Origin of the sequence: Marinobacter alkalisoli, from assembly GCF_045449855.1 — a bacterium.
In the GTDB taxonomy this organism is placed as follows: Bacteria; Pseudomonadota; Gammaproteobacteria; order Pseudomonadales; family Oleiphilaceae; genus Marinobacter.
Map to the genome: position 1 here is coordinate 40,468 of NZ_JBJJLC010000037.1, position 21,148 is coordinate 61,615.

Consider the following 21,148-nt stretch of genomic DNA (forward strand, 5'->3'; position numbering starts at 1 on the left):
GCTTACTGGATGCGATCCGGGCCGGGATTGAACAGGTTATCGATCTCGGGCCGCTGCTCTGGTTCAGGCAACCCCAGCTTCTTGCGCACCCCCAGATTAACCTCCCACAAGCCGTTGTACTTCTCGGAGGTCATGGCAACCGAGTCCGCCTTGTCCAGCAGGATCTTCGGACGCAGGAAAACCAGTAGGTTGCGCTTGATACGGCGCTCGGACTCCGAGGAGAACAACCGGCCAAGCACCGGGATATCACCGAGCAGGGGCACCTTGCTGCGATTGACCAGCAGGTCGTCCTTCATCAGGCCACCGAGCACGATGGTTTCGCCATCATCCGCCAACACTGTCGTTTTGATCTCTCGCTTGCTGGTCACAATGTCCGAGGCGTCCGCGACACTTTCCGCGATATCCTCGGTGGTCTGCTCCACAACCAGGCGCACCAGACCGTCAGCACTGATGGTTGGGGTGACTTTCAGGGTCAAACCGATGTCGCGGCGTTCAATGGTCGTGAAGGGATTGGTGGTGCCATCACCAGTCACGGTGGATTGACCGGTACGGAAGGGCACATTCTGGCCGACAATAATTTCTGATTCCTGGTTATCCAGGGTGATGATACTGGGCGTAGACAACAGGTTCGCCGCTGCGGAGGTCGACAACGCCTGCAACAGCACGCCCCAGCTCAAACCGTCCTCGTCCCGTTGGCCCGCACCCACAGTGATGCCGCCAGTAGCAGGCTCAATAAGAGAGTCGTTAATGATCGCACCCAGCACATCGCCCAGGCTTCGGCCTACGTTGCCAAAGTTGGTACCGGCAATCGGCGTCGACTCGCCAGACTCATCCCCCACTGCAACCTGAACGCCAAGATCCTCACCCAGCTCATCACTGATTTCGACGATCGCCGCCTCAATCAGGACCTGGGCCCGGCGCACATCCAGCTGCGCCACAATCTGTTCCGCTTCCTGCATAATGGAAGGTTCACCCCTGACGACCAGGGCATTCAGCCCCTCATCGGCAAACACGGAAAAGCCGGTACTGCGACGACCGCCATTCTGGGAGGCACCAGAGCCGCCCCCGGCTGTTTCCTCGACAAGCTCCCCCATAACACCTTTGAGCAGTTCAGACAGGTCTGCGGCATCGGCATGCTTCAGGCGAATAACTTTCGTGGTTCCCCCGCTGGCGGAAGGCTGGTCAAGCTTGAGGATCAAGCTCCGCATTTTGTCCCGGAAAGTTTCATCACCCCGCAGAATCAAACGGTTGCTGCGTTCATCGGCGGTGACGCTGTACTTACGTGCGGCGTTCTCACCACCGGCCTGCCCCAATTCGTCGGGCGCCAGCTCCTGAAGCAGCTCCACCATGTCACCGACCCAGGCCTCATCCAACTGGATGACTTCCACTTCGTACTTGGAGGGGCTGTCCAGCTCGCGGACAATCTGCTCGATACGGCGAATATTGGCCGAGTGATCGCTGACAATCAGGGCGTTAGCCGCTGCCACGCCGGCCAGGTGGCCATATTTGGCGACCAGCGGTCGCAGGATCGGGACCAGCTCCAGGGCGTTGGCGTTATCAATCTGGATGACCCGGGTGATCAGTTGTTCGGAAGGAGTTTCCGTAAAGCGATCCAGGGACTCCGCCGACTGCTTGGCATCCACCTGCTGCACCACCTTGATGACTTCCTCCCCCGGAATGGCAGTAAAGCCATGGACCTGCAGCACCGCCAGGAACAGGTCGTAGATTTCATCCTTGTTCATCGGGGCGCTGGACAGCACCGTCACCTTGCCCTTGACCCTCGGGTCCACTACAAAGCTGTAGCCGGTGATGTCTGCCACCTGGGTCACAAACGCGCGGATGTCCGCATCTTTCAGGTTCAGTCTCCAGGTTTCATCCTGTCCATACGCAAGAGACATCAGAGGCATCAGGAGGACCAATACCATGGCCCGAAACAGATTCGTCTTATGGTTATACATCTGGCGATTTCGTCCTGTTATCGATGAACCCGGTCAGCGCCACTGCTCGGGTATGGCATAGCTCACGGTCAGGGTGGAACCGTCCCGTTCAATTTCGATTTCCAGCTGGGGCTCCGTGCGCCAGCTGTCCAACAACGACTTGTCCTGCTCAATATCACCCAGGCGCTGCCCGTTGACGGCGGTAATCACGTCACCGGCCCTCAGGTTAACGGCATTGAGCATGGCATTGGAACCGTCGTACACATATCCCCCCGAACCCGAACCATCCGTCGGTGAGAGCCCGTAGGCGGCCAGCGCGGCCGCGCCCTGGCTGTCCAGCTGGTCCCGGGCGTCGGCAAGGAACTGGTCGGGCGATTCTGCCGGTTCCTGCGGTTCATCCGCAACCAGCGCATCTCCGCCGGTCTGTTCTTCGAAAGCGAGGGACTCATACCGACCATTGCGACGGATCAGGATACGCCCGGGCTCCACTTCCACCAATTCGGCGTTCCCCGGGAGTGCATCCCCTACCCGGTAATGTTCGGTTTCGCCGTTACTTCCAGCAACTATAGCACCTGAGTCCTCCGGGCGCTCCGCCAGCAGTACCCCTTCCAGGCGCAATTTCAGTCCGGTTTCCGGAGCCGACCGGCGAACCACCTCCGCCACCCGGTTTTCACCCTGGGGGCGACCAAACAGTTCGTAATTGGAAACAGGCGTATCCAGAGACGCATTGCCCCTGCCTGGACCACCCCCTTCCACCCCGGCGCTTGCAACAAACGGCTGCTCGTCCCACAGCGCCAGCCAGGTCACCCGCGCCAGCGTCACCGCGAGATAGACCACCAGCAGCAGCAGTAAAAGATTCGCCAGCAACCGTGCGATACGCGCCTGCCCCTGAAACGAAAGCGCTGCCATCAGAACCCTCCGGGCAGCAACGGCTGCCGGACACGGAACACCACATCATCCGGCTGGGCCGAGCCCGACCAGGGCTGATCCGCCAGATCGACCATGCGCTTGTAGACACGCAATTCCATGGTTCCGTTCCACTGGATATTGGCATCCGCCGCTGGCCCATCACCGCCCTGCTCCAACACCGTCAGGGCAATGCCGTTGTTGGTGGTGTCCAGGTTCGCCTCCATGGGCGGGAACTCGGCCTGCCCCGTCTGATTCCCCATCGGCCAGGTCACCAGTCCACCATCCCAGCGGCCATAGCCACGGGCATCGGCCAGGCGATTGTCTTCCCAGGCAACCCGGAGGCGGTCGATGGTAATGTCGCCCTCGATCATGGCGCCGCCACTCTGGCGGATCAGGTCTTCAAACTCCGCCACGGCCACGTAGCCACGGGCGTCCAGATTCACATCGCCCGGCCAGACGACAACAACATCACCGTTCAATTGCGATTGTGACGTGGCAATGGACACCGCCAGCGGCCATTGCAGGGAGGAAACCGAAGGCCAGCCCAGCTCCCAATCGGCACGAACCGGGTAACCGGCGACCACCATAGCTGCAGCACCACGCCAGACTGTACCGGAAACCTGCTGTACCTGAACCTGGGGAGGCAGTGTGAGATGGGATGAGGCCTGATGCCAGATCCAACCAGCCGGTACCCATACAATCAACGCCACCAAATAGACGAGCAATCCAGCCAGCAGAAGCAAAAGCAGCTTGCCGGGACGGAGAAAAGGTTTTGCTGCGGATTCAGTCATTCAGCGACACATTAAAAATTAACCGGTTGCCGAGTCTAGCAAAGGGAATATGGCAGGTCATGAAACAAATGCACAAAGCCGGAGGTTTTTCTTGTCAAATGATGCCGCCACGGATGCCAGACACAAAAAAACCCGCGCAGGATGATGCCTGCGCGGGTTTTTCGGGTCTCCGGCTTGCGGAGAGAGGTTACGGGGGCTTACATCATGCCGCCCATGCCTCCCATTCCGCCCATGCCACCCATGTCCGGCATACCGCCGCCGGCTTTCTCGTCTTCCGGCTCATCCGCCACCATGGCTTCGGTGGTGATGATCAGGGAAGCAACGGAAGCCGCAGCCTGCAGCGCGGAACGGGTTACCTTGGCAGGATCCAGGATGCCCATTTCCAGCATGTCGCCATACTCTTCCGTGGCGGCGTTATAGCCGTAGCTGCCTTCGCCCGCACGGATGTTGTTGACCACAACAGACGGCTCGCCACCGGCGTTCTGTACGATCTGGCGCAGCGGCGCTTCCATCGCACGGCGCAGGATGTTGACACCAGCCTTCTGCTCCTCGTTGATCGCATCGACCTTGTCCAGTGCGGCAATGGCACGGATCAGGGTAACACCACCACCGGCAACAACGCCTTCTTCGACCGCAGCGCGGGTAGAGTGCAGTGCGTCTTCAACACGGGCTTTCTTCTCTTTCATTTCCACTTCGGAGCCGGCGCCAATCTTGACCACGGCAACACCGCCAGCCAGCTTGGCCACGCGCTCCTGCAGCTTCTCCTTGTCGTAATCGGAAGAGCTGTCTTCGATCTGCTTACGGATCTGCTCAACGCGAGCCTCAATGTCGGACTCAGCGCCAGCACCGTTGATCACCGTGGTGTTTTCCTTGGTGATGTTGATGCGCTTGGCAGTACCCAGGTCGTCCAGAGTGGTGTTCTCCAGAGTCAGGCCCACTTCTTCGGAAATCACGGTACCACCGGTCAGGATGGCGATGTCCTGCAGCATTTCCTTGCGACGATCACCAAAGCCAGGCGCTTTCACAGCGGCAACTTTCACGATACCGCGCATGTTGTTGACCACCAGCGTAGCCAGCGCTTCGCCTTCGATGTCCTCGGCGATGATCATCAGCGGCTTGCCAGCCTTGGCAACGGCTTCCAGCACCGGAAGCAGTTCACGGATGTTGGAAACTTTCTTATCAACCAGCAGGATGTATGGGTCTTCCAGCTCTACGGACATGTTGTCCTGATTGTTGATGAAGTACGGAGACAGGTAACCGCGGTCGAACTGCATACCTTCAACCACGTCCAGCTCGTCTTCCAGGCCACGGCCTTCCTCAACGGTGATAACACCTTCTTTGCCCACACGCTCCATGGCGTCGGCGATGATCTTGCCGATGCTCTCGTCGCCGTTGGCGGAGATGGTGCCCACCTGGGCGATGTTGCGGTTGTCATCACACGGCTTGGCCAGATCACGAATGGCCTGAACGGCGGCGACGGTGCCCTTGTCGATGCCGCGCTTCAGATCCATCGGGTTCATGCCCGCAGAGACCGCCTTGATACCTTCGCGAACAATGGCCTGGGCCAGAACGGTCGCAGTGGTCGTACCGTCGCCGGCACTGTCATTGGTCTGGGAAGCCACTTCCTTGACCATCTGGGCGCCCATGTTCTCGAACTTGTCTCTCAGTTCGATTTCCTTCGCTACGGACACACCGTCTTTAGTTACGGTAGGCGCGCCAAAGGATTTTTCCAGAACCACGTTGCGGCCCTTGGGACCAAGAGTCACCTTGACCGCGTCCGCCAGGATATTAACGCCTTCAACCATGCGCTTGCGCGCGCTGTCGCCGAATTTAACGTCTTTTGCTGCCATGTCTTCTATTCCTGTTCGTTAAACCGAATTCGTTGAATCAATCGGAATAATGAGGGTTCGTGCCGGTCGCTTTCGCGATCACTCAAGCACGCCGTAGATATCGTTTTCGCTCATGATCAGGAGCTCTTCACCGTCAACCTTTACGGTGTTACCGGCGTACTGACCGAAAACCACGGTGTCACCAACCTTGACCGCCAGTGCACGGGTTTCGCCATTATCGAGGATCCGGCCATTGCCCACGGCGATAACCTCACCCTGGGACGGCTTTTCCTTGGCATTGCCCGGCAGCACGATGCCACCTGCAGTTTTCTCTTCTTCTTCCTTACGGCGCACGACAACACGATCGTGTAGCGGACGAATTTTCATTGCTCGGTTTCTCCAATAGTCAGATTAATGTGGCAATGACATTTGCTGTTAAAGGTCGGATCAGCGTGTGTAACCCGACGGCTGTTGTAGGTCGGATTAGCGAAGCGTAATCCGACAAATTGCCCGGCTATTAACTAGCTGTATTCCAACTGTTATCAGCCCGCAGCGAACTTGTGTGTTCTATTTGGGGTGACCGGTAGGTATTTTCAACACCCGCGATAAAAAAATTTTTACTTTTTTTCGATGCGGTCGTGATCACGCTCGGTTTCATCCCGGTACTCACCATCGATGATGTCGCCGTTGGCGTCCCGGTCGAACGGACGTTGCTGGCCAAAGGGATTCTCGCGATTATCAAACGGCCCCTGTCCGAACGGTCCCTGACCACCGCCGGCGCGGAAATGGAAACCGCTGACCTGGCCAGACACCACCAGCCGCTTCAGAGCCTGGGCGACAAACCAGTGCCGCGTACCCGGAATCAGACACAGAAAGCCGACGGTGTCGGTGATAAAGCCCGGCGTCAGCAGCAGCGCACCGCCAACCGCCAGCACCAACCCCTCGGCCACCTCTTTTGCCGGCAGCTCACCACTATTCAGCCGTTGGTTCGCCCGCAGCAACGTGGCCAGACCCTGCTGGCGTAACAACCAGGCACCGACCACCGCTGTGAGCAAAACCAGGCCAATGGTATTCAGCACACCGATCATGCCACCGACCTTGATCAGCACCGCCATCTCGGCAATGGGCATGATAATGAATAGAAACAGGAAAACGGGCAAGGTGCCTCCTTGATGATATAATCCGCGCACCAACAAAAACCGTTCAGGCACACAGAAAACGTAAAACCACTGTAGAACTTAGTTAGGGCAAAACATGAAACTTCAAGATTCCGTGATTGCAATTACCGGCGGTGGCCAGGGTCTGGGCCGCGCCATGGCCGAATACCTCGCTGCCAGGGGTGCGAAACTGGCACTGATCGACCTGATGCCGGAAAAGCTGGACGAGGCCGTTGCAGCCTGCAAAGCCGCCGGTGTCGAGGCGAAAAGCTACGTGTGCAACGTCGCCAAGGAAGACGATGTGGAGAAGACCTTCGCGGCAATCGTCTCTGACTTCGGTCAGTTGAACGGTCTGATCAACAACGCCGGCATCCTTCGTGACGGTCTGATGGTCAAAGCGAAAGACGGCGAAATCACCAAGCGTATGGAACTGTCCCAGTGGCAGGCCGTCATCGACGTCAACCTTACCGGCGTCTTCCTGTGTGGCCGCGAAGCCTCCACCCAGATGATCAAGAACGGCGACCAGGGCGCGATCATCAACATCGCTTCCATCTCCCGCGCCGGCAATATGGGCCAGAGCAACTACTCCGCCGCCAAGGCCGGCGTATCCGCCCTGGTTCCGGTATGGGCGAAAGAGCTGGCCCAATATGGCATTCGCTGCATGGGTATTGCCCCGGGCTTTATCGAAACCGAGATGACCGCGTCCATGAAGCCGGAAGCCCTGGAGAAAATGACCGCCGGCATCCCGCTCAAGCGTATGGGTAAACCGGAAGAGATTGCCTCTGCTGCGGCGTTCATCTTCGAGAATGACTATATGTCCGGTCGGATGATCGAGGTGGATGGGGCTTTGCGGCTCTGATTTCCTCGCTCACTGGGGTAGCCCTCTGGTTAAGGGGGCTGGTCCCGGGGTGGGGGTACCTTTTCTTTCGGAAAAAGAACTCGCTGCGCTCAGACACCTTTGTTCCTGCAGAAAAGGTACCCCCACCCCGTGACCGACTTAACTCCGAGGGGGAAGTCCCCTATGACTCAGAGCCTGGTTGTTATGGCCGCCACTGAAAACGTTTCATGGACACCCGGCTGTTGAAGACTTCCACGCCCTCTTCACGTAAGCGGAAAACCTGGGTTTCGTAGGTTTCGGAGCCCTGGGGAAAGGCTATCTGGCCGGAACTGCGGATGACTCGATACCAGGGGATGGAATGGCCTGACGGTAGCATGCCCAAGGCTCGCCCCACAAACCTTGCCTGGCGCCCAAGTCCAGCCATGTCGGCAACCTGCCCATAGCTGGCAACTGAACCCGGTGGTATTGAAGCCACAACCTGCCAGATTTTTTGCTCTTTAGTAGGTTCAGACATGATTGGCTCTCTTCAACAACTAGCGGCAGTTAATCCAGCCCACACGAACCCGTCTGATCGGTCCAGGGATGGGGTGCCTTTTCTGCCGGAATAACGGTGTCTGAGCGAAGCGAGTTCGTTTTCCAGAAGAAAAGGCACCCCACCCCTGGGCCAGCCACCTATGTTCACCGGGGCTCGGGCACCCCCTCAGCCTCCTCATTACGAGGCGCCAAAGCATCCAGCCGTTCGCCCTGGCGAATCATGTAGATGGCCAGGAGGATGGCGGGGACGCCCATAAAGCCGGCGACGAGGAAGAACTGCGCGTAGCCGAAATCCGCCACCACGATGCCGGAGAAGCCGCCGATGAACTTGCCTGGCAGGGTCATCAGGGAGCTGAACAACGCGTATTGGGTAGCGGTAAACGACGCACTGGTCATGCTGGAGAGCCAGGCGATGAGTGCCACGTTGGCGATGCCGCCGCTCAGGTTATCGGCGCTGACCACGGCGGCCAGGGTGATTATATTGGGCGGGTACTGGGCCAGCAGCACAAACAGCAGGTTGGTGGCCGCCGTCATCACCGCCCCCAGCAACAGAATACGGCGCACGCCATAGTGCACCACCATCACCCCCCCGATCAGCGAGCCGGCGATGGTCATGAAGAAGCCGAATATCTTGGTCACATCCGCCACCTGGGTTTTGGAGAAGCCCATAAAATCCAGGTAGAACGGATTGGCCATAACCCCCATGGCGATGTCGGATATGCGATACACCGCCACCATCAACAGAATCAGAAGCGCCAGCTCCTTATAGCGGTGGAAAAAGTCCAGGAATGGCCCGGCCACGGCGGCGTAGAACCAGCCCACCAGACGGGCCAGCTGGGGATTCAGGTGGGCGCGCTTGCTGGCTTCCTCCTCGATCTTGTGGGCAATGTCCTGGGCGGCGGCGAAGTGGTTCACCTCAGGCTCACGCACTACCAGCACCGTGACCACACCAACGCCGACCAGCAGCGCCATCACCTCATAAGACACTTGCCAGGACCAGAATTCGGCCAGATACAAGGCACCGGCACCGGCCACCAGCAGCGCCAGCCGATACCCGAAAATATAGGTGGCCGCCAGGGCCGCCTGCAGCCGTTCCTCGGCAATCTCGATCCGGTAGGCATCAATGGCCACATCCTGGGTGGCGGAGGAAAACGCCACCAACAAACCACAGAGCGCCATCATTTCCGGGGCGGCGATGGCATCCACATGGGCCATCAGGTACAGGCCCGTGGCGATGCCGGACTGGGCCAGCAGGATCCAGCTCCGGCGTTTGCCCAGCAACCTGTCCAATAGCGGCAGCTTCAACCGGTCCACCACCGGGGCCCAGAACACCTTGATGGAATAGGTGATGCCCAGCCAGCTGAAGAAACCAATGGTGGCGGTTTCCACACCCATATCCGCCAGCCGCGCGTTCAGCGTCGAAAATACCAGCAGGAACGGCAGGCCAGCGGAGAACCCCAGGAACAACAGGGCGACGACCTGCCAGCGAGTGTAGGTGTAGAGCGCATCCCTGAGCAGTGCCAGGCGTGTACCGGATAAGATGGCGCGGCCTCCGGATCAGTCGCGGAAATTGTTGAACTGCAGGGGAATATCCAGCTCGGTTTCTTTCAGCATGGCGATGGCGGATTGCAGGTCATCCCGCTTCTTCCCGGTCACCCGGACCTTGTCACCCTGGATACTGGCCTGCACTTTGAGCTTGGCATCCTTGATCATCTTGACGATTTTCTTGGCCATGTCGGTTTCGATGCCCTGCTTCAGCAGCAGGTGTTGCTTGACCAGTTTGCCGGCCTTGCTCTCACCGTCCTCGGACAGGGCACGGCTGTCGATATTGCGCTTGGCAAAAGCCATCCGCAGCATGTCCAACAGCTGCTCCAGCTGAAATTCCTGCTCGGCGCTGATGGTAATGCCCTTGTCATTGTGCTCGATATTCGCGTCCACATTCTTGAAATCCCAGCGGTTGCCCAGATCCCGCTTGGCCTGGTCCACAGCGTTGGTGACTTCGTGCATATCAATTTCGGAAACAATGTCAAAAGAGGGCATGGTCGTTATTCTCCGCAAAACGTAATGGGTATACTCTATCCACGTAAATAAGGGCAGAGCATAGCAAGACCCGCCCCTCACCGCATCTGACAATGGACTGGTAAGAAGTAGACAACAATGCCAAATCTGGACCTCCCCATCCTCGTAGTAGACGACGCAAAGTTCAGCAGTATGGTGGTTGGGCGCACCTTGCGAAATGCCGGATATCGCGACGTACGTATCGCCAACAACGCGTTGTCGGCCCTCGAGCTGATGGAACAACGCCCGGTCAGCGTGCTGATTGCCGACTGGCTGATGCCGGAAATGGACGGCCTGGAGCTGACTGACCAGGTGCGCCAGCAGGACGAGCAGGACAACCACTACACCTATATCATCCTGCTGACCGCCCGGGAAAGCGTGGAAGCCCTGTCTGAAGCCTTCGACCGGGGCGTGGACGATTTCATCTATAAATCCGACATGACCAAGCAGCTGATTCCCCGGATTTTCGCCGCCGACCGCATGGCCGACCGGCAAAACACCCTGCTGCGGGCCAACTCCCTGCTGATCGAGAACAATCGAGAACTGGAAGCCACCAACATCATCGACCTGGAAACCGGGCTGTGCAACAACAAATACGCCCGTGACCGACTGGGCAAATCCCTGCGTCATGCGGAATCCCGCAACGGGTCAACTGCGTATGTGCTGTGCGGTATCCGCAACTGGCAGGAACTCAAGCGCAAGCACCCGCCGTCGGTGATGAGTGAACTGGCCATCGGCATCGCCCGCCGCCTGAGCCACCTGATTCGCCCCATGGATACCCTGTGCCGCGTTGGGGACAACCAGTTTGCCATCGTGGCCTATTTCCCCCGCAGTGAGAACTGCACCACCACGACGTTCCGGCGGGTGTTTGATGGCATTAACCACAAGGCATTGAAAACCACCGCCGGGTACATTTCCGTGGAAGCCGGCATGGTGTTGTGCAAATCCGACGCCCAAAGCGGCACGCCATCGGTCCAGGAGGTTGAGCAGGCAGCGGTTCAGGGGCTGGTGGATGCGTATGAGACGCGGCGGTTTACGGAGACAATGCCGGCGGCGGTGGAGAAGGTTTAACCCGACATCACACTCGGTAACACTGAATCACACTTCACCAACAGACTTCAGAGCGCGAAAGCCCTATTCTGCAATTGTGGATTCAAGCAGTATCCCCCATGGCGGAGGAGCCGTGTAGTACCTCCGCCGCCGTATGGGAGACGGATCCATCGAATTAACGAATTTTTCAGGCACTTTCGTTCTTTCCTTAAGTTTTGTTGTTAAGCCAGCTCCCATGAGCTGGCTTTTTTATGGAAGAAACAAAAACAAAAACGCCCGGAAAAATCCGGGCGTTTTGCAACCTGCTGAACGTCAGCCTTAAAGCTTTCGCCCCTTGCCAGCCGCAATCCGCAACCTCAGCGCATTCAGCTTGATGAAGCCTTCCGCGTCTTTCTGGTCGTACGCGCCCTGGTCTTCCTCGAAGGTTGCGATCTTCTCGTCAAACAGCGAGTCTTCGGACTTACGGCCCACAACGTCCACATTGCCCTTGTACAGCTTCAGCCGCACGGTGCCGTTGACGTAGGTCTGGGTCTGGTCGATCAGCGCCTGCAGCGCCTCACGCTCCGGTGACCACCAGTAACCGTTGTAGATCACTTCCGCATAGCGCGGCATGATGCTGTCCTTCAGGTGGGCCACTTCGCGGTCCAGGGTGATGGACTCGATGGCCCGGTGCGCGCGCAGCATGATGGTGCCGCCCGGGGTCTCGTAGCAGCCGCGGGACTTCATGCCCACGTAGCGGTTCTCAACAATGTCCAGGCGCCCGATGCCGTTGTCGCCCGCCATTTTGTTCAGGGTTTCCAGCACCACATGGGGCTTCATGTCCTGACCGTCGATGGCAACGATGTCGCCCTGCTTATAGGTCAGCTCAACATAGGTCGGCGTGTCCGGAGCGGCTTCCGGGGAAACACTCCAGCGCCACATGTCTTCCTCGGCTTCCGACCAGGGATCTTCCAGGTTGATGCCTTCATAGGAGATGTGCAGCAGGTTGGCATCCATGGAGTATGGAGACTTGCCCTTCTTCTTCTCCACCGGAATGTTGCGCTCGTCACAGTAGGCCAGCAGCTTCTCGCGGGAGTTCAGGTCCCACTCGCGCCAGGGGGCAATTACCTTCACGCCCGGCTTCAGCGCGTAGGCGCCCAGCTCGAAACGAACCTGGTCGTTACCCTTGCCGGTGGCGCCGTGGGAGATGGCATCCGCGCCGGTTTCATTGGCAATCTCGATCAGGCGACGGGAGATCAGCGGGCGTGCGATGGAGGTACCCAGCAGGTACTCCCCCTCATAGATGGTATTGGCGCGGAACATCGGGAACACGTAATCGCGCACAAATTCTTCGCGCAGATCCTCGATGTAGATTTCCTTCACGCCCAGCGCCTCGGCTTTCGCCCGCGCGGGCTCCACTTCCTCGCCCTGGCCGATGTCAGCGGTGAACGTCACCACCTCACAGTTATAGGTATCCTGCAACCACCGAACGATAACGGAAGTATCCAGGCCACCGGAATAGGCCAGCACCACCTTCTTGATATCAGACATGCCCTTGCTCCAAATCCTGAAATAGGGGTCAATAAATAAGGCGCATATTGTACGGGAGAGAGGGGGGAATGGCTATAAAGAGCCCCTCTCCCGCGAGGGGAGCTTATGGAGCAAAGTAAGCGGGTATCTCTATTTAGCCCCTCTCCCCTGGCGGGAGAGGGGTTGGGGAGAGGGGCAGGCCGACGCATCAGGAGGGGAGATGCAGCCTCCTCAGCCAGCCACCTGGGCCCGCTGCTGATTCACAACTTCTTCACGGATACCGTCCCAGCCTTCCTTGACGGAGCGGAGCAGGTCGGCCACTTCATCGAGTTTGGCAACGTCGTTCTTAAAGCTGGCATCAAGCAGCGTGCGCTCCATATAGTCATAGAGCGATTCCAGCCTGGAGGCCAGTTCACCGCCCTGCTCAAAATCGAGGAAGCTTCTCAGGCCACCGATAATCTCAATGGTTTTTGAAATAAGTTTTCCCTTACCCTCAAAATCCCGGGCCTGCATGCGCGCCTTGGCCATATTGATCCGTTCCAGCGCCCCGTTATACAGAAGCTGAATCAGTTTATGTGGATCGGCATCGGTGATGCTGGTTTGCGTATTGATGCGCTGGTATTGCTGAAGACCGTTCATAACTAACCCCTGATGATTCAGCCGAAATTAACTCTGGCCGTTCTGTGGCGACAAAGAGGCCAACTGTTGAGCGACAAAATCGCCGCTACTCTGGATTTGCGAGATGAGGGAATCCGCTGCTGAAAACTGCTTTATCAGCCTCTCCTCATATGAAGCGATTCTCATATCCAATCGATCGCGCTGATCCTGTATATCTCGCAGGGCATTATTAAGCCCTTCCGTGCGGTTCGCCAAAGCGCCATCGCTAGCCAGGAAATCAGTCACGGTATTGACCATGCGTTCGGCAATACCCTCGACGCCATCCTTTTCGGCGAACAGCGCCGTCATTGCCTCAGGATTTTCCTGAAGCTGCTCCTGGAACCTGGCCTGATCAAACTCCAGCTTGCCCGTGCTGGGCTGAGTCTTAATACCCACATCCGCCAACATGCGAATCGGAGAATCTTCCAGGCCCTCTGGAATGGTGGTCATCATCCTGCGAAGTTCATTCTGAATCCCGCGAACCGTGGAGTCCCCACTCAGCACACCGCCCTGACCAGATTCCGGGTTGAAACCAGCATGCTTCTTGATCACATCCTGCAGGGCGTTGAACTTGTCCACAAATTCCTGAACCCGGCCGGCAACCGCTTCAGCATCCTGCTCAACCTTGACGGTGGAAGTCCCCAATGACTTGATGTCAAAGTCAACGCCATCAACCACACCTTCGATAGTATTGGTTGGGCGGGTAATCTCAATACCATTCACCTCAAGCTTAGCGTCCATCGCTGCAACGGTCTCGTCCATGTTGGACGTTGTACCGTCAAAGACAAACTGAGACAGCCCTGCACCGTCAGTATTATTGCCATCACCATCCGCAACCGATATCTGGATGGCGTTTTCTTCTCCGGCCTCATCAGCGGACAGCACCAGCCTGTATCCGGAACCGGTGTCGACCACCCCGGCCGATACCCCGGCATTTGCATCGTTAATCGACGCAGCCAGGCCTTCCAGGGTGTCATTGCTCCCATCAACCGTAATGTCCGTAGCCACACCACCAACATTCAAGGTTAACGTACCCGAACCTACCGAGGTGGTATCGCGATCTGCAAATGCACCAGAAGCAAGCGATTGAGCCTGGGCCATCTGCGTCACATTCAGGCTATAGGAACCACGGCTTGCCTTGGACGCATCTACAGATACCCCGGCAACGCCTTCGTTAGAAGAGGAAGCAGAGAACGCCTTCAACCCTTCAGGTGTGCTGAGCGCTTCCATCGGGCCACGCAAGGCCTCCACAGCACTACGGATACCCCCGTAAGCGGAAATTTTTGCTTCTGTCAGGGACTGCTTCTGGTCCAGTCGCTGCTGCGTCGGCGCCCGCTCCGCATTAACCAGCTGGTCAACAAGGTCATTACTAAAAATGCCTGACCCGGCTCCCAACGATGTAATTGCTGCCATGATTCCGCCTCCTGAAAGGCTGTGTGACTCAATTACTCTGTTTAACGGCCAAAAGCGGCAAAACTTTGCCCATCAAACCGGCATTTTGTAACAGAGTGTAATTAACCCATGCGCCAAACGCACAAAGCCGCCGGACCCAAGGGTGCGGCGGTGCTGAAAGGCAGTTATTCAACTGGCCGCGAGCGGCAAGGTATTACACCTTTGCGTTGAATAACGTCAGCGGTTCATCCTGCTGCAAGTTTTCTGCCAACCTCAACGCAACCTCGTCAGGGATCTGTCGAATAACTTCTTTGGTTTCCTGATCCACCACACGCACGATGGTCTGGCCCAGATCGTTATTCACTTCGAACTGAAGATCCCGCTGTACCGTCTGAACATAATCGTTCAGTTTAGTCACTGCGTCGTCCAATTGCTCCCTTTGTTCTTCGCTCCTCGACTCCAGCCGCGCGGCCTTTGACGATTCCTGAACCTGGGAAGCCTGCATCGACTCAGCACGGCCAGTAAACGAGGCGGCAAACTGAGCGGAGACATTGCTGCCTTCGTTCTGAGGTGACGCGTTTGCCCGAGCCGGAGCTTGCTCACTGGAGCGTACCAGCTTCAAATCCGAGCTATTCAGGTTCACGTCATTCATAGCTTACCTCGCTATCCTCTAACGGCGACGAGCCACCCTTTCAATTGAGAGGGTGGCCACTATCGCAAAGCCCCTATTACTGCAGGAGTGACAGAACCTGGTTAGGACGGGCGTTGGCCTGAGCCAGGACCGAGATACCAGCTTGCTGCAACACGTTGGACTTAGCCAGCTTAGCGGATTCAGAGGCGAAGTCGGCGTCCAGAATCCGGCTATTGGCAGCGCTTTGGTTCTCGATAGCAGTACTGATATTGGCAATGGTGCTTTCCAGACGATTCTGCTTGGCACCAAAGTCCGCACGAGTGCTGTTTACGGTATCCAGCGCGGTATCAATGGCTGTAATCGCCGCATCCGGATCGCCAGCATCACCAATGTCGAGAGCGTCAACGCCAAGCGTACCCGCCTGCATGTCAGCAAAATTGACCTCAATCGTCTGGCCTACATTAGCGCCAATTTGCAGAGTTACTGGTGCGCCAGCGGCAGTTGCATCCAGAATTGTCTGACCATTGAATTCTGTTTCAGTCGCGATGCGCTCGATTTCCAGAGCACGCTCCTGAAATTCGGCGTCCAGGGCATCAAGGTCAGATGCGCTGTTGCTACCGTTAGCCGCCTGGACAGACAGCTCACGCATGCGCTGCAGGTTGTTAACAACTTCGTTCAGCGCACCTTCAGCAGTCTGCATCATTGAGATACCGTCGTTGGCGTTACGCTGAGCGACGGTCAGACCACGAACCTGCGCGTCAAACCGTGAGGAAATCGCCAGACCAGCAGCATCATCCTTGGCGGAGTTGATGCGCAGACCGGATGACAGACGCTGAAGAGCCTGATCAGAAAGACTCTGAGATTTACCCAATTGGTTCTGAGCGTTGATAGAGGCGATGTTAGTGTTGATACCGAGAGCCATAGTGCTTCTCCTTCGACCGATGTCGTTTTTTCATGGAAAAGGTGTGGCGCCCGTTTTTTTGGTTTGAAGCGCCGCCCTGTTATTCCACTTAACGGCGCTACCTCTGGTTCCTTTAGAAAAAAACTCAGAGATTTTGTTAAGGATTGTAAAAGAACCGCAAAAGCGGCAATACACTTCCGACTATACGCGCCAACATTCCGGCAACGGATCGAAATCTGACGCCAAAACAATCAATTATCTCTTTATTTTTCAACACATTAAACAAAATTCCGGAAAACTGGCACAGCTTTCGCTAACTCTCCCTCAAAACGGCAATTCCATGAATGTCCGCCGGCAATGCGTCCCCATTTTGATCGGGCACGGGGTTACCGGCACCTCAGAGCAGGGAGAAACAACATGCCTCAGATCATAAATACCAACATTGCTTCGCTGAACGCTCAGCGCAATCTGAACTCATCTCAAAGCGACGCCAACACCGCGCTGCAACGTTTGTCATCCGGCCTGCGCATCAACTCCGCCAAGGATGATGCTGCTGGTCTGGCGATTTCCGAACGTTTCCAATCTCAGATTACCGGCCTGAACATGGCCCAGCGAAACGCCAACGACGGCATCTCCCTGGCCCAGACGGCCGAAGGTGCGCTTGATGAGATCACCGCAAACCTGCAAAGGATCCGCGAACTGGCAGTACAGTCCGCCAACGCATCAAACAGCACATCGGACCGGGAAGCACTGAACGCGGAAGTTCAGCAACGCATTGCCGAGGTCAACCGCATTGCCGGCCAAACCTCATTCAACGGCCTGAAGGTGCTTGACGGCAGCCTGCTGACGCAAACCTTCCAAGTAGGTGCCAATACCGGTGACACCATCAGCGTGAGTGGATTCGACTCCCGAGGCAGCCAACTGGGCTCAGTGATTGGTCAAACAACGGATATTTTGCAGCTGGAGGACGGTACGCCTGAAACCCTCGAAGACATCTTCGCGGATGGAAGAACTGCAGACTTCACCGTGACGCTGACCGACGCGGATGGCAATGATACCCCCGTGAACATTACCGAAGCACGCTCATTGCAGGATGTACTGGGTCAGATCAACGCCCAGACCCCAACCACTGGTATCTCCGTCAACATGAACCGCACCAATGACGAGCTGATATTTTCGTCACAGTTTGGCGTGGATTACGCGGTTGATTTCGCCGTCGACGGTGGCGACAACCAGTTGATTGATCCAGACCCCGCAGCAGATACGGTCACACTCAACGATACCGACATCTCTACACAAGATGGTGCGGATATGGCCATGGTGCTGACTGACTATGCCATCGACAGTATCAACGGTATTCGCGCCGAACTGGGCGCCGTACAAAACCGGTTCGAGTCGACCATCGCCAACCTGAGTACGACTTCAGAAAACCTGTCAGCCTCCAACAGCCGGATCCGTGATGCCGATTTCGCAGCGGAATCCGCCGAACTGGCCCGCACCCAGGTACTGCAACAGGCCGGCCTCTCGGTTCTGTCCCAGGCCAACGCACGGCCGCAGCAGGTATTGCAGTTGCTGCAGGGCTAACGGGGTAGCAACACGGTTGTCGGATTACGCCTTTGGCTAATCCGACCTACGGCCAATCGAGCCCACGATAGATATAGAAACGACTGCCGCGGCAGGTTTTACGAGGTGTCCCATGCACGCACAGCATCACATTCAGGTTTCCGATTCCCGCCAGGCGCAGGTTGCCCGGCTGGTGTTACAGGCAAACCTTGCCTACGGTGAATCCAACAGCGCGGCAGGATCGTTTGTTCAGCGCCTGAAAGCGCGCCAGGAATGCCGGGAATACCTGGCGGAGGCGCTTGATCTGGAGCCTGAGAATGCCGGGGCACTGGGCCTGCTGGGACGGGTAGAACTGGACGATGGCCAGCTCGAAAAAGCCCACGCCCTGTTCAACGCCAGCCTGAACCACCAACCGGAGCAGGCGCAGCAGTACACCAACCTGGGCTACTGGGCCATGAAGAGTGAACGCCCGGCCCTGGCGGAGCAGTATTTCCTGCAAGCTCTGGACATTGACCGGCAATCCGCCGCCGCTTTCTGTGGCGTTGCCCATGCCAAACGGCTGCAGGGCCAGTTTGATGTGGCCTACCTGCATTACCGCAAACTGCTGGAAACCGGCGCCCGGTGGGATTCGGTCTACAGCGGCATGCTCACCTGCGCAGAACACCTGGACGTACAGAAGGCAGACACCGCCCTGGCGCAGGACGCCATCGCCCTGCTCAGCAAGGACGGCCTGCCCCACCAGGAAATCGGCCGCTTTGTCAGCGCCATCATCCACCAGCAATACGACCTGGATAACCCCCAGGCAGAGATATTCCTAGATGCCGCCAGCGAAGACGAACTGCTGATCCTGGCCCTGGAAAAAACCCTGATGCCGAATCCTGCGGTGGAAGAGCTGGTTACCCTGCTCCGCCGCGCGATCACCGCCGAAGTGGCGCAAACCGTACAACTGCGGGACGAACTTCAGCCTCTTACCCTGGCCATTGCCCGCTACGTGGACCGCACCGGCTACGCACTGACCGCCGAAGAGGACGAAGAACGCCTGATCAGCGCCATCAACGACAGCATCAACGCCCAACTGGTCATGGGCGAACCCCAGGACGCCATGACGGCCTCACTGATGCTCAGCGCCATGTACGGCGCGCTGTTCCACCAGGACTTTGCCGTGCACCTGGGCCAGTGGAACCTGGTGGACTGGCCGCTGGCAGTGCAGCCGGTTCTGGCCGCCAGCTACTACGACCGCGCCACGGAAGAAGCCATCAAGCAGAACTTCGAGGAAAAAGCCGAAGAGCTGTGCCTGGCCAAAGCCGACGCACCCCAGGCGTGGCCGAGCTGGTCCACACTGGCCTACCGCTCCGAAAGCAGCCTGAAAGCGCTGATGGCGGAAGACCTGAAACTGCCGGTGGAGCATTTGCCCGCCACCATGCGCATCATGGTCTGCGGCGCCCAGTCCGGCCAGCGCGCCATGGAACTGGCCCATTACCTGGATGATGTGGAAGTCATCGCCGTGGACGAATCCCTGGCCAACATCGCCAAGGCCACCCGCATGGCCGACGACATGGGCATCAACAACATCGTCTTCTGGCCCTGGTCCATCGCCCAGCGCTTTGTGGCAGACGGTCACAAAGTCCACTGGCTGGAAGTCGGCCGCCTGCCCTCCTCCGCACTGACCGTGGTCTCACTGGCGGCTCTGGTCAGCTCCGCGACAGAGAATGGCGCGGTGGTACACATGCACACCGCCGTGGAAGAACACAGCGAAGGCGATCACCACATTCGCAGCCTGATCAGCCACCACAAACTGGCGCCCACCCGCACCACCCTGCGCCAGCTCCGCCGCATGGTACTGACCAACAAGCAGGATGCCATCTGGCAGTCACTGCTGAAGGAAGACGACTTCTACTCCCTCGGCGGCTGCCGCGACCGCTGGTTCCAGCCACAGGACGTACACCAGCTCAAAGAACTCATGGGCATGGTCAGCAATGAGGTGGAGTGGAAACTGGTGAAGGCCAGGGACACCGACGGGCACAGCCTTGCCACTGGTCCGGTACAGCAGCAGATCCAGGCCGAGGCGCTGGGGAGTGAAGTGCAGAGTTTGATGGGGCAGGGTTTGAGTGTTTATTTTGTGAGGCGGCGGTGAGTTTTGGGGTGCCGTGGGCGATTATTCTGCCCCCTCTCCCCTGGCCCCTCTCCCCAGGCCCCTCTCCCGCAAGGGGAGAGGGGAATGTACGTCGACGCAGTTGGTGTGTCACTCGCATAACTTAACCCATAAGCTCCCCTCTCCCCTAGCGGGAGAGGGGCCGGGGGAGAGGGGGAAGTCAGCCTCACCGATGCGCCGGTCCGCCCCGAACAATCTCAACAATCCTCGCAACCAAGCTATCGACTGCTCGCGGTTCCAATTGCCCCACCTCTTTAAGCAAAATGGAATCATTGGCAGTAAACAACTTCCCTGGTCTCGCATAACTAATCCGTTGCAAAGATCCGGCCTCAAACTCCTTCTCTGTTAATTCAATAGACTCTGCATCGTAAGGCTTGCTGGTGACCTGGCACAGTATATGATCTCCCCGCCCCACATTCGCGACAATCACCGCGGGGCGAAGCTTGCGACTGGTCAGGTCTGAAAATGGAAACCGGATAAGTACTACACTTCCTTTTTTAAATGATCCCACGCCTCATCTTCCTCTTCCTTGAGCCAATCTTCTGCCAGAGCAGATTCCGCAGCTTCCAGAATCTCTTCCTGAGATTCATCATCCTCCAGCAGAGTAATAAGAACCCGCCGCGATCCTTTCAAAGATACTTTTTCAAGCCAGTGTATATGGCCGGACTCATCGATAACTGCTTCTATTGTCTGCAACACCATCGGCACCCGTTTTTGCTGACGTTTATTTGATTCTCGCACTCCACTCTATCCCGGGCAAACACTTACCTCACGTTCTTTCACAGCGTCGTATATCACTGACAAGACCACCTCTGTCTGCTGCAAAATCTCGTGATTCCAAAATCTAAGAACCTTGTATCCCTGCGAATGCAGCCAGTCGTCACGTTTTCTGTCACCGTCTGAACCATTGTGCTGCCCACCATCAGCTTCCACGACTACCCGCGAACCGAAGTGCACGAAATCAGCGATATAGGGCCCAAGAGGCTGCTGGCGCCTAAAACGCTTTCCATTTAACCGGTAGGCTCTGAGGTGGTACCAGAGGTGATTTTCCGCATGCGTCATGTTGCGGCGGAGGTGTTTGGCGAACGTCCTTTGTTCCATGAGTCTTCCTTGGTTTGTAGAGGGCTTCTTGCCCTTCCTCCCGTCTTTCCCCCTCTTCCCAACCCCTCTCCCGCCAGGGGAGAGGGGCTTTAACGGTGCTACCCGCTTATTCCTGACCCATAAGCTCCCCTCCCCCCTG

21 protein-coding genes are annotated in these 21,148 nt (G+C 57.4%); 4 read left to right on the forward strand and 17 right to left on the reverse strand.

What is annotated here, in order from left to right; all coding sequences use genetic code 11:
- Positions 1-2: 2 nt before the first annotated feature.
- The 6 genes from gspD to ACJO5Y_RS14810 all read right to left on the reverse strand — a co-directional run bounded on the left by gspD (position 3) and on the right by ACJO5Y_RS14810 (position 6,626).
- Complete coding sequence (gspD, locus tag ACJO5Y_RS14785; RefSeq protein ID WP_406988245.1) at positions 3-1,958, reverse strand: type II secretion system secretin GspD; 1,956 nt, start codon at positions 1,956-1,958, stop codon at positions 3-5.
- 33 nt (positions 1,959-1,991) lie between these two features.
- Positions 1,992-2,846, reverse strand: a complete 855-nt coding sequence (locus ACJO5Y_RS14790; RefSeq protein ID WP_406988247.1) for a type II secretion system protein N — start codon at positions 2,844-2,846, stop codon at positions 1,992-1,994.
- Positions 2,846-3,637, reverse strand: a complete 792-nt coding sequence (gene gspN, locus ACJO5Y_RS14795; RefSeq protein WP_406988248.1) for a type II secretion system protein N — start codon at positions 3,635-3,637, stop codon at positions 2,846-2,848. Before gspN ends, ACJO5Y_RS14790 begins: the two co-directional genes overlap by 1 nt.
- 197 nt (positions 3,638-3,834) lie before the next feature.
- Positions 3,835-5,487 carry a chaperonin GroEL gene (gene groL / locus ACJO5Y_RS14800; RefSeq protein WP_406988250.1) on the reverse strand — a complete coding sequence of 551 codons (1,653 nt, stop codon included), beginning with the start codon at positions 5,485-5,487 and terminating at the stop codon, positions 3,835-3,837.
- A gap of 78 nt (positions 5,488-5,565) precedes the next feature.
- The gene (groES, locus tag ACJO5Y_RS14805; RefSeq protein ID WP_011785505.1) at positions 5,566-5,853 is read right to left on the reverse strand and encodes a co-chaperone GroES; all 288 of its coding nucleotides are present in this window, start codon (positions 5,851-5,853) and stop codon (positions 5,566-5,568) included.
- A gap of 230 nt (positions 5,854-6,083) precedes the next feature.
- A complete protein-coding gene (locus ACJO5Y_RS14810; protein ID WP_406988251.1) occupies positions 6,084-6,626 on the reverse strand; it encodes an FxsA family protein in 543 nt (180 codons plus the stop codon).
- 94 nt (positions 6,627-6,720) lie between these two features.
- On the opposite strand from ACJO5Y_RS14810, the gene ACJO5Y_RS14815 reads away from it, so the two are divergent.
- Positions 6,721-7,482 (forward strand): SDR family oxidoreductase, encoded by a 762-nt coding sequence (locus tag ACJO5Y_RS14815; protein ID WP_406988252.1) that lies wholly within the window; start codon positions 6,721-6,723, stop codon positions 7,480-7,482.
- Between the two features lie 181 nt (positions 7,483-7,663).
- Here the strand turns inward: ACJO5Y_RS14815 and ACJO5Y_RS14820 are convergent, their stop codons facing one another.
- From ACJO5Y_RS14820 to ACJO5Y_RS14830, 3 genes are all read right to left on the reverse strand, one after another.
- Positions 7,664-7,975, reverse strand: a complete 312-nt coding sequence (locus tag ACJO5Y_RS14820; protein ID WP_406988253.1) for an MGMT family protein — start codon at positions 7,973-7,975, stop codon at positions 7,664-7,666.
- 164 nt (positions 7,976-8,139) lie between these two features.
- Positions 8,140-9,537, reverse strand: a complete 1,398-nt coding sequence (locus ACJO5Y_RS14825; protein WP_406988444.1) for an AmpG family muropeptide MFS transporter — start codon at positions 9,535-9,537, stop codon at positions 8,140-8,142.
- Between the two features lie 15 nt (positions 9,538-9,552).
- Positions 9,553-10,035: a YajQ family cyclic di-GMP-binding protein gene (locus ACJO5Y_RS14830; RefSeq protein ID WP_406988255.1), complete on the reverse strand. Its 483-nt coding sequence runs from the start codon at positions 10,033-10,035 to the stop codon at positions 9,553-9,555.
- Between the two features lie 117 nt (positions 10,036-10,152).
- Between ACJO5Y_RS14830 and ACJO5Y_RS14835 the strand changes: the two genes are divergently transcribed.
- Positions 10,153-11,124 (forward strand): response regulator, encoded by a 972-nt coding sequence (locus ACJO5Y_RS14835; RefSeq protein WP_406988256.1) that lies wholly within the window; start codon positions 10,153-10,155, stop codon positions 11,122-11,124.
- Between the two features lie 297 nt (positions 11,125-11,421).
- Here ACJO5Y_RS14835 and ACJO5Y_RS14840 read toward each other — a convergent pair whose 3' ends face one another.
- The 5 genes from ACJO5Y_RS14840 to ACJO5Y_RS14860 form a co-directional block, all read right to left on the reverse strand.
- Positions 11,422-12,633, reverse strand: coding sequence for an argininosuccinate synthase (locus ACJO5Y_RS14840; RefSeq protein ID WP_406988257.1), 1,212 nt, complete (start codon positions 12,631-12,633; stop codon positions 11,422-11,424).
- 210 nt (positions 12,634-12,843) lie between these two features.
- Positions 12,844-13,251: a flagellar export chaperone FliS gene (gene fliS / locus ACJO5Y_RS14845; protein ID WP_406988258.1), complete on the reverse strand. Its 408-nt coding sequence runs from the start codon at positions 13,249-13,251 to the stop codon at positions 12,844-12,846.
- Between the two features lie 27 nt (positions 13,252-13,278).
- Positions 13,279-14,682 (reverse strand): flagellar filament capping protein FliD, encoded by a 1,404-nt coding sequence (fliD, locus tag ACJO5Y_RS14850; protein ID WP_406988260.1) that lies wholly within the window; start codon positions 14,680-14,682, stop codon positions 13,279-13,281.
- A gap of 193 nt (positions 14,683-14,875) precedes the next feature.
- A complete protein-coding gene (locus ACJO5Y_RS14855; protein WP_406988261.1) occupies positions 14,876-15,313 on the reverse strand; it encodes a flagellar protein FlaG in 438 nt (145 codons plus the stop codon).
- A gap of 76 nt (positions 15,314-15,389) precedes the next feature.
- The gene (locus tag ACJO5Y_RS14860; RefSeq protein ID WP_406988263.1) at positions 15,390-16,214 is read right to left on the reverse strand and encodes a flagellin N-terminal helical domain-containing protein; all 825 of its coding nucleotides are present in this window, start codon (positions 16,212-16,214) and stop codon (positions 15,390-15,392) included.
- Positions 16,215-16,610: 396 nt separating this feature from the next.
- Between ACJO5Y_RS14860 and ACJO5Y_RS14865 the strand changes: the two genes are divergently transcribed.
- Together ACJO5Y_RS14865 and ACJO5Y_RS14870 are read left to right on the forward strand one after the other, a co-directional pair.
- Entirely contained in the window at positions 16,611-17,777 is a 1,167-nt protein-coding gene (locus ACJO5Y_RS14865) for a flagellin (protein ID WP_406988264.1), read from the forward strand.
- A gap of 112 nt (positions 17,778-17,889) precedes the next feature.
- On the forward strand, positions 17,890-19,890 hold the full coding sequence (locus tag ACJO5Y_RS14870; RefSeq protein ID WP_406988266.1) for a tetratricopeptide repeat protein: 2,001 nt from the start codon (positions 17,890-17,892) through the stop codon (positions 19,888-19,890).
- A 184-nt stretch (positions 19,891-20,074) separates the two neighbouring features.
- On the opposite strand, the gene ACJO5Y_RS14875 is transcribed toward ACJO5Y_RS14870, so the two are convergent.
- The 3 genes from ACJO5Y_RS14875 to ACJO5Y_RS14885 are packed head-to-tail and all read right to left on the reverse strand — an operon-like array spanning position 20,075 to position 21,009.
- A complete protein-coding gene (locus ACJO5Y_RS14875; protein ID WP_406988268.1) occupies positions 20,075-20,419 on the reverse strand; it encodes a type II toxin-antitoxin system PemK/MazF family toxin in 345 nt (114 codons plus the stop codon).
- Complete coding sequence (locus tag ACJO5Y_RS14880; RefSeq protein ID WP_406988270.1) at positions 20,392-20,649, reverse strand: hypothetical protein; 258 nt, start codon at positions 20,647-20,649, stop codon at positions 20,392-20,394. The genes ACJO5Y_RS14875 and ACJO5Y_RS14880 overlap by 28 nt, the downstream gene beginning before the upstream one ends.
- Before the next feature lie 6 nt (positions 20,650-20,655).
- Entirely contained in the window at positions 20,656-21,009 is a 354-nt protein-coding gene (locus tag ACJO5Y_RS14885) for an endonuclease domain-containing protein (RefSeq protein WP_406988272.1), read from the reverse strand.
- Positions 21,010-21,148 lie beyond the last annotated feature (139 nt).

Coding starts and splice junctions, on each gene's coding strand:
- gspD (WP_406988245.1), bottom strand. CDS start 1,958: ATGTATAACCATAAGACGAATCTGTTTCGGGCCATGGTATTGGTCCTC.
- ACJO5Y_RS14790 (WP_406988247.1), bottom strand. CDS start 2,846: ATGGCAGCGCTTTCGTTTCAGGGGCAGGCGCGTATCGCACGGTTGCTG.
- gspN (WP_406988248.1), bottom strand. CDS start 3,637: ATGACTGAATCCGCAGCAAAACCTTTTCTCCGTCCCGGCAAGCTGCTT.
- groL (WP_406988250.1), bottom strand. CDS start 5,487: ATGGCAGCAAAAGACGTTAAATTCGGCGACAGCGCGCGCAAGCGCATG.
- groES (WP_011785505.1), bottom strand. CDS start 5,853: ATGAAAATTCGTCCGCTACACGATCGTGTTGTCGTGCGCCGTAAGGAA.
- ACJO5Y_RS14815 (WP_406988252.1), top strand. CDS start 6,721: ATGAAACTTCAAGATTCCGTGATTGCAATTACCGGCGGTGGCCAGGGT.
- ACJO5Y_RS14820 (WP_406988253.1), bottom strand. CDS start 7,975: ATGTCTGAACCTACTAAAGAGCAAAAAATCTGGCAGGTTGTGGCTTCA.
- ACJO5Y_RS14830 (WP_406988255.1), bottom strand. CDS start 10,035: ATGCCCTCTTTTGACATTGTTTCCGAAATTGATATGCACGAAGTCACC.
- ACJO5Y_RS14835 (WP_406988256.1), top strand. CDS start 10,153: ATGCCAAATCTGGACCTCCCCATCCTCGTAGTAGACGACGCAAAGTTC.
- ACJO5Y_RS14840 (WP_406988257.1), bottom strand. CDS start 12,633: ATGTCTGATATCAAGAAGGTGGTGCTGGCCTATTCCGGTGGCCTGGAT.
- fliS (WP_406988258.1), bottom strand. CDS start 13,251: ATGAACGGTCTTCAGCAATACCAGCGCATCAATACGCAAACCAGCATC.
- fliD (WP_406988260.1), bottom strand. CDS start 14,682: ATGGCAGCAATTACATCGTTGGGAGCCGGGTCAGGCATTTTTAGTAAT.
- ACJO5Y_RS14855 (WP_406988261.1), bottom strand. CDS start 15,313: ATGAATGACGTGAACCTGAATAGCTCGGATTTGAAGCTGGTACGCTCC.
- ACJO5Y_RS14860 (WP_406988263.1), bottom strand. CDS start 16,214: ATGGCTCTCGGTATCAACACTAACATCGCCTCTATCAACGCTCAGAAC.
- ACJO5Y_RS14865 (WP_406988264.1), top strand. CDS start 16,611: ATGCCTCAGATCATAAATACCAACATTGCTTCGCTGAACGCTCAGCGC.
- ACJO5Y_RS14870 (WP_406988266.1), top strand. CDS start 17,890: ATGCACGCACAGCATCACATTCAGGTTTCCGATTCCCGCCAGGCGCAG.
- ACJO5Y_RS14885 (WP_406988272.1), bottom strand. CDS start 21,009: ATGGAACAAAGGACGTTCGCCAAACACCTCCGCCGCAACATGACGCAT.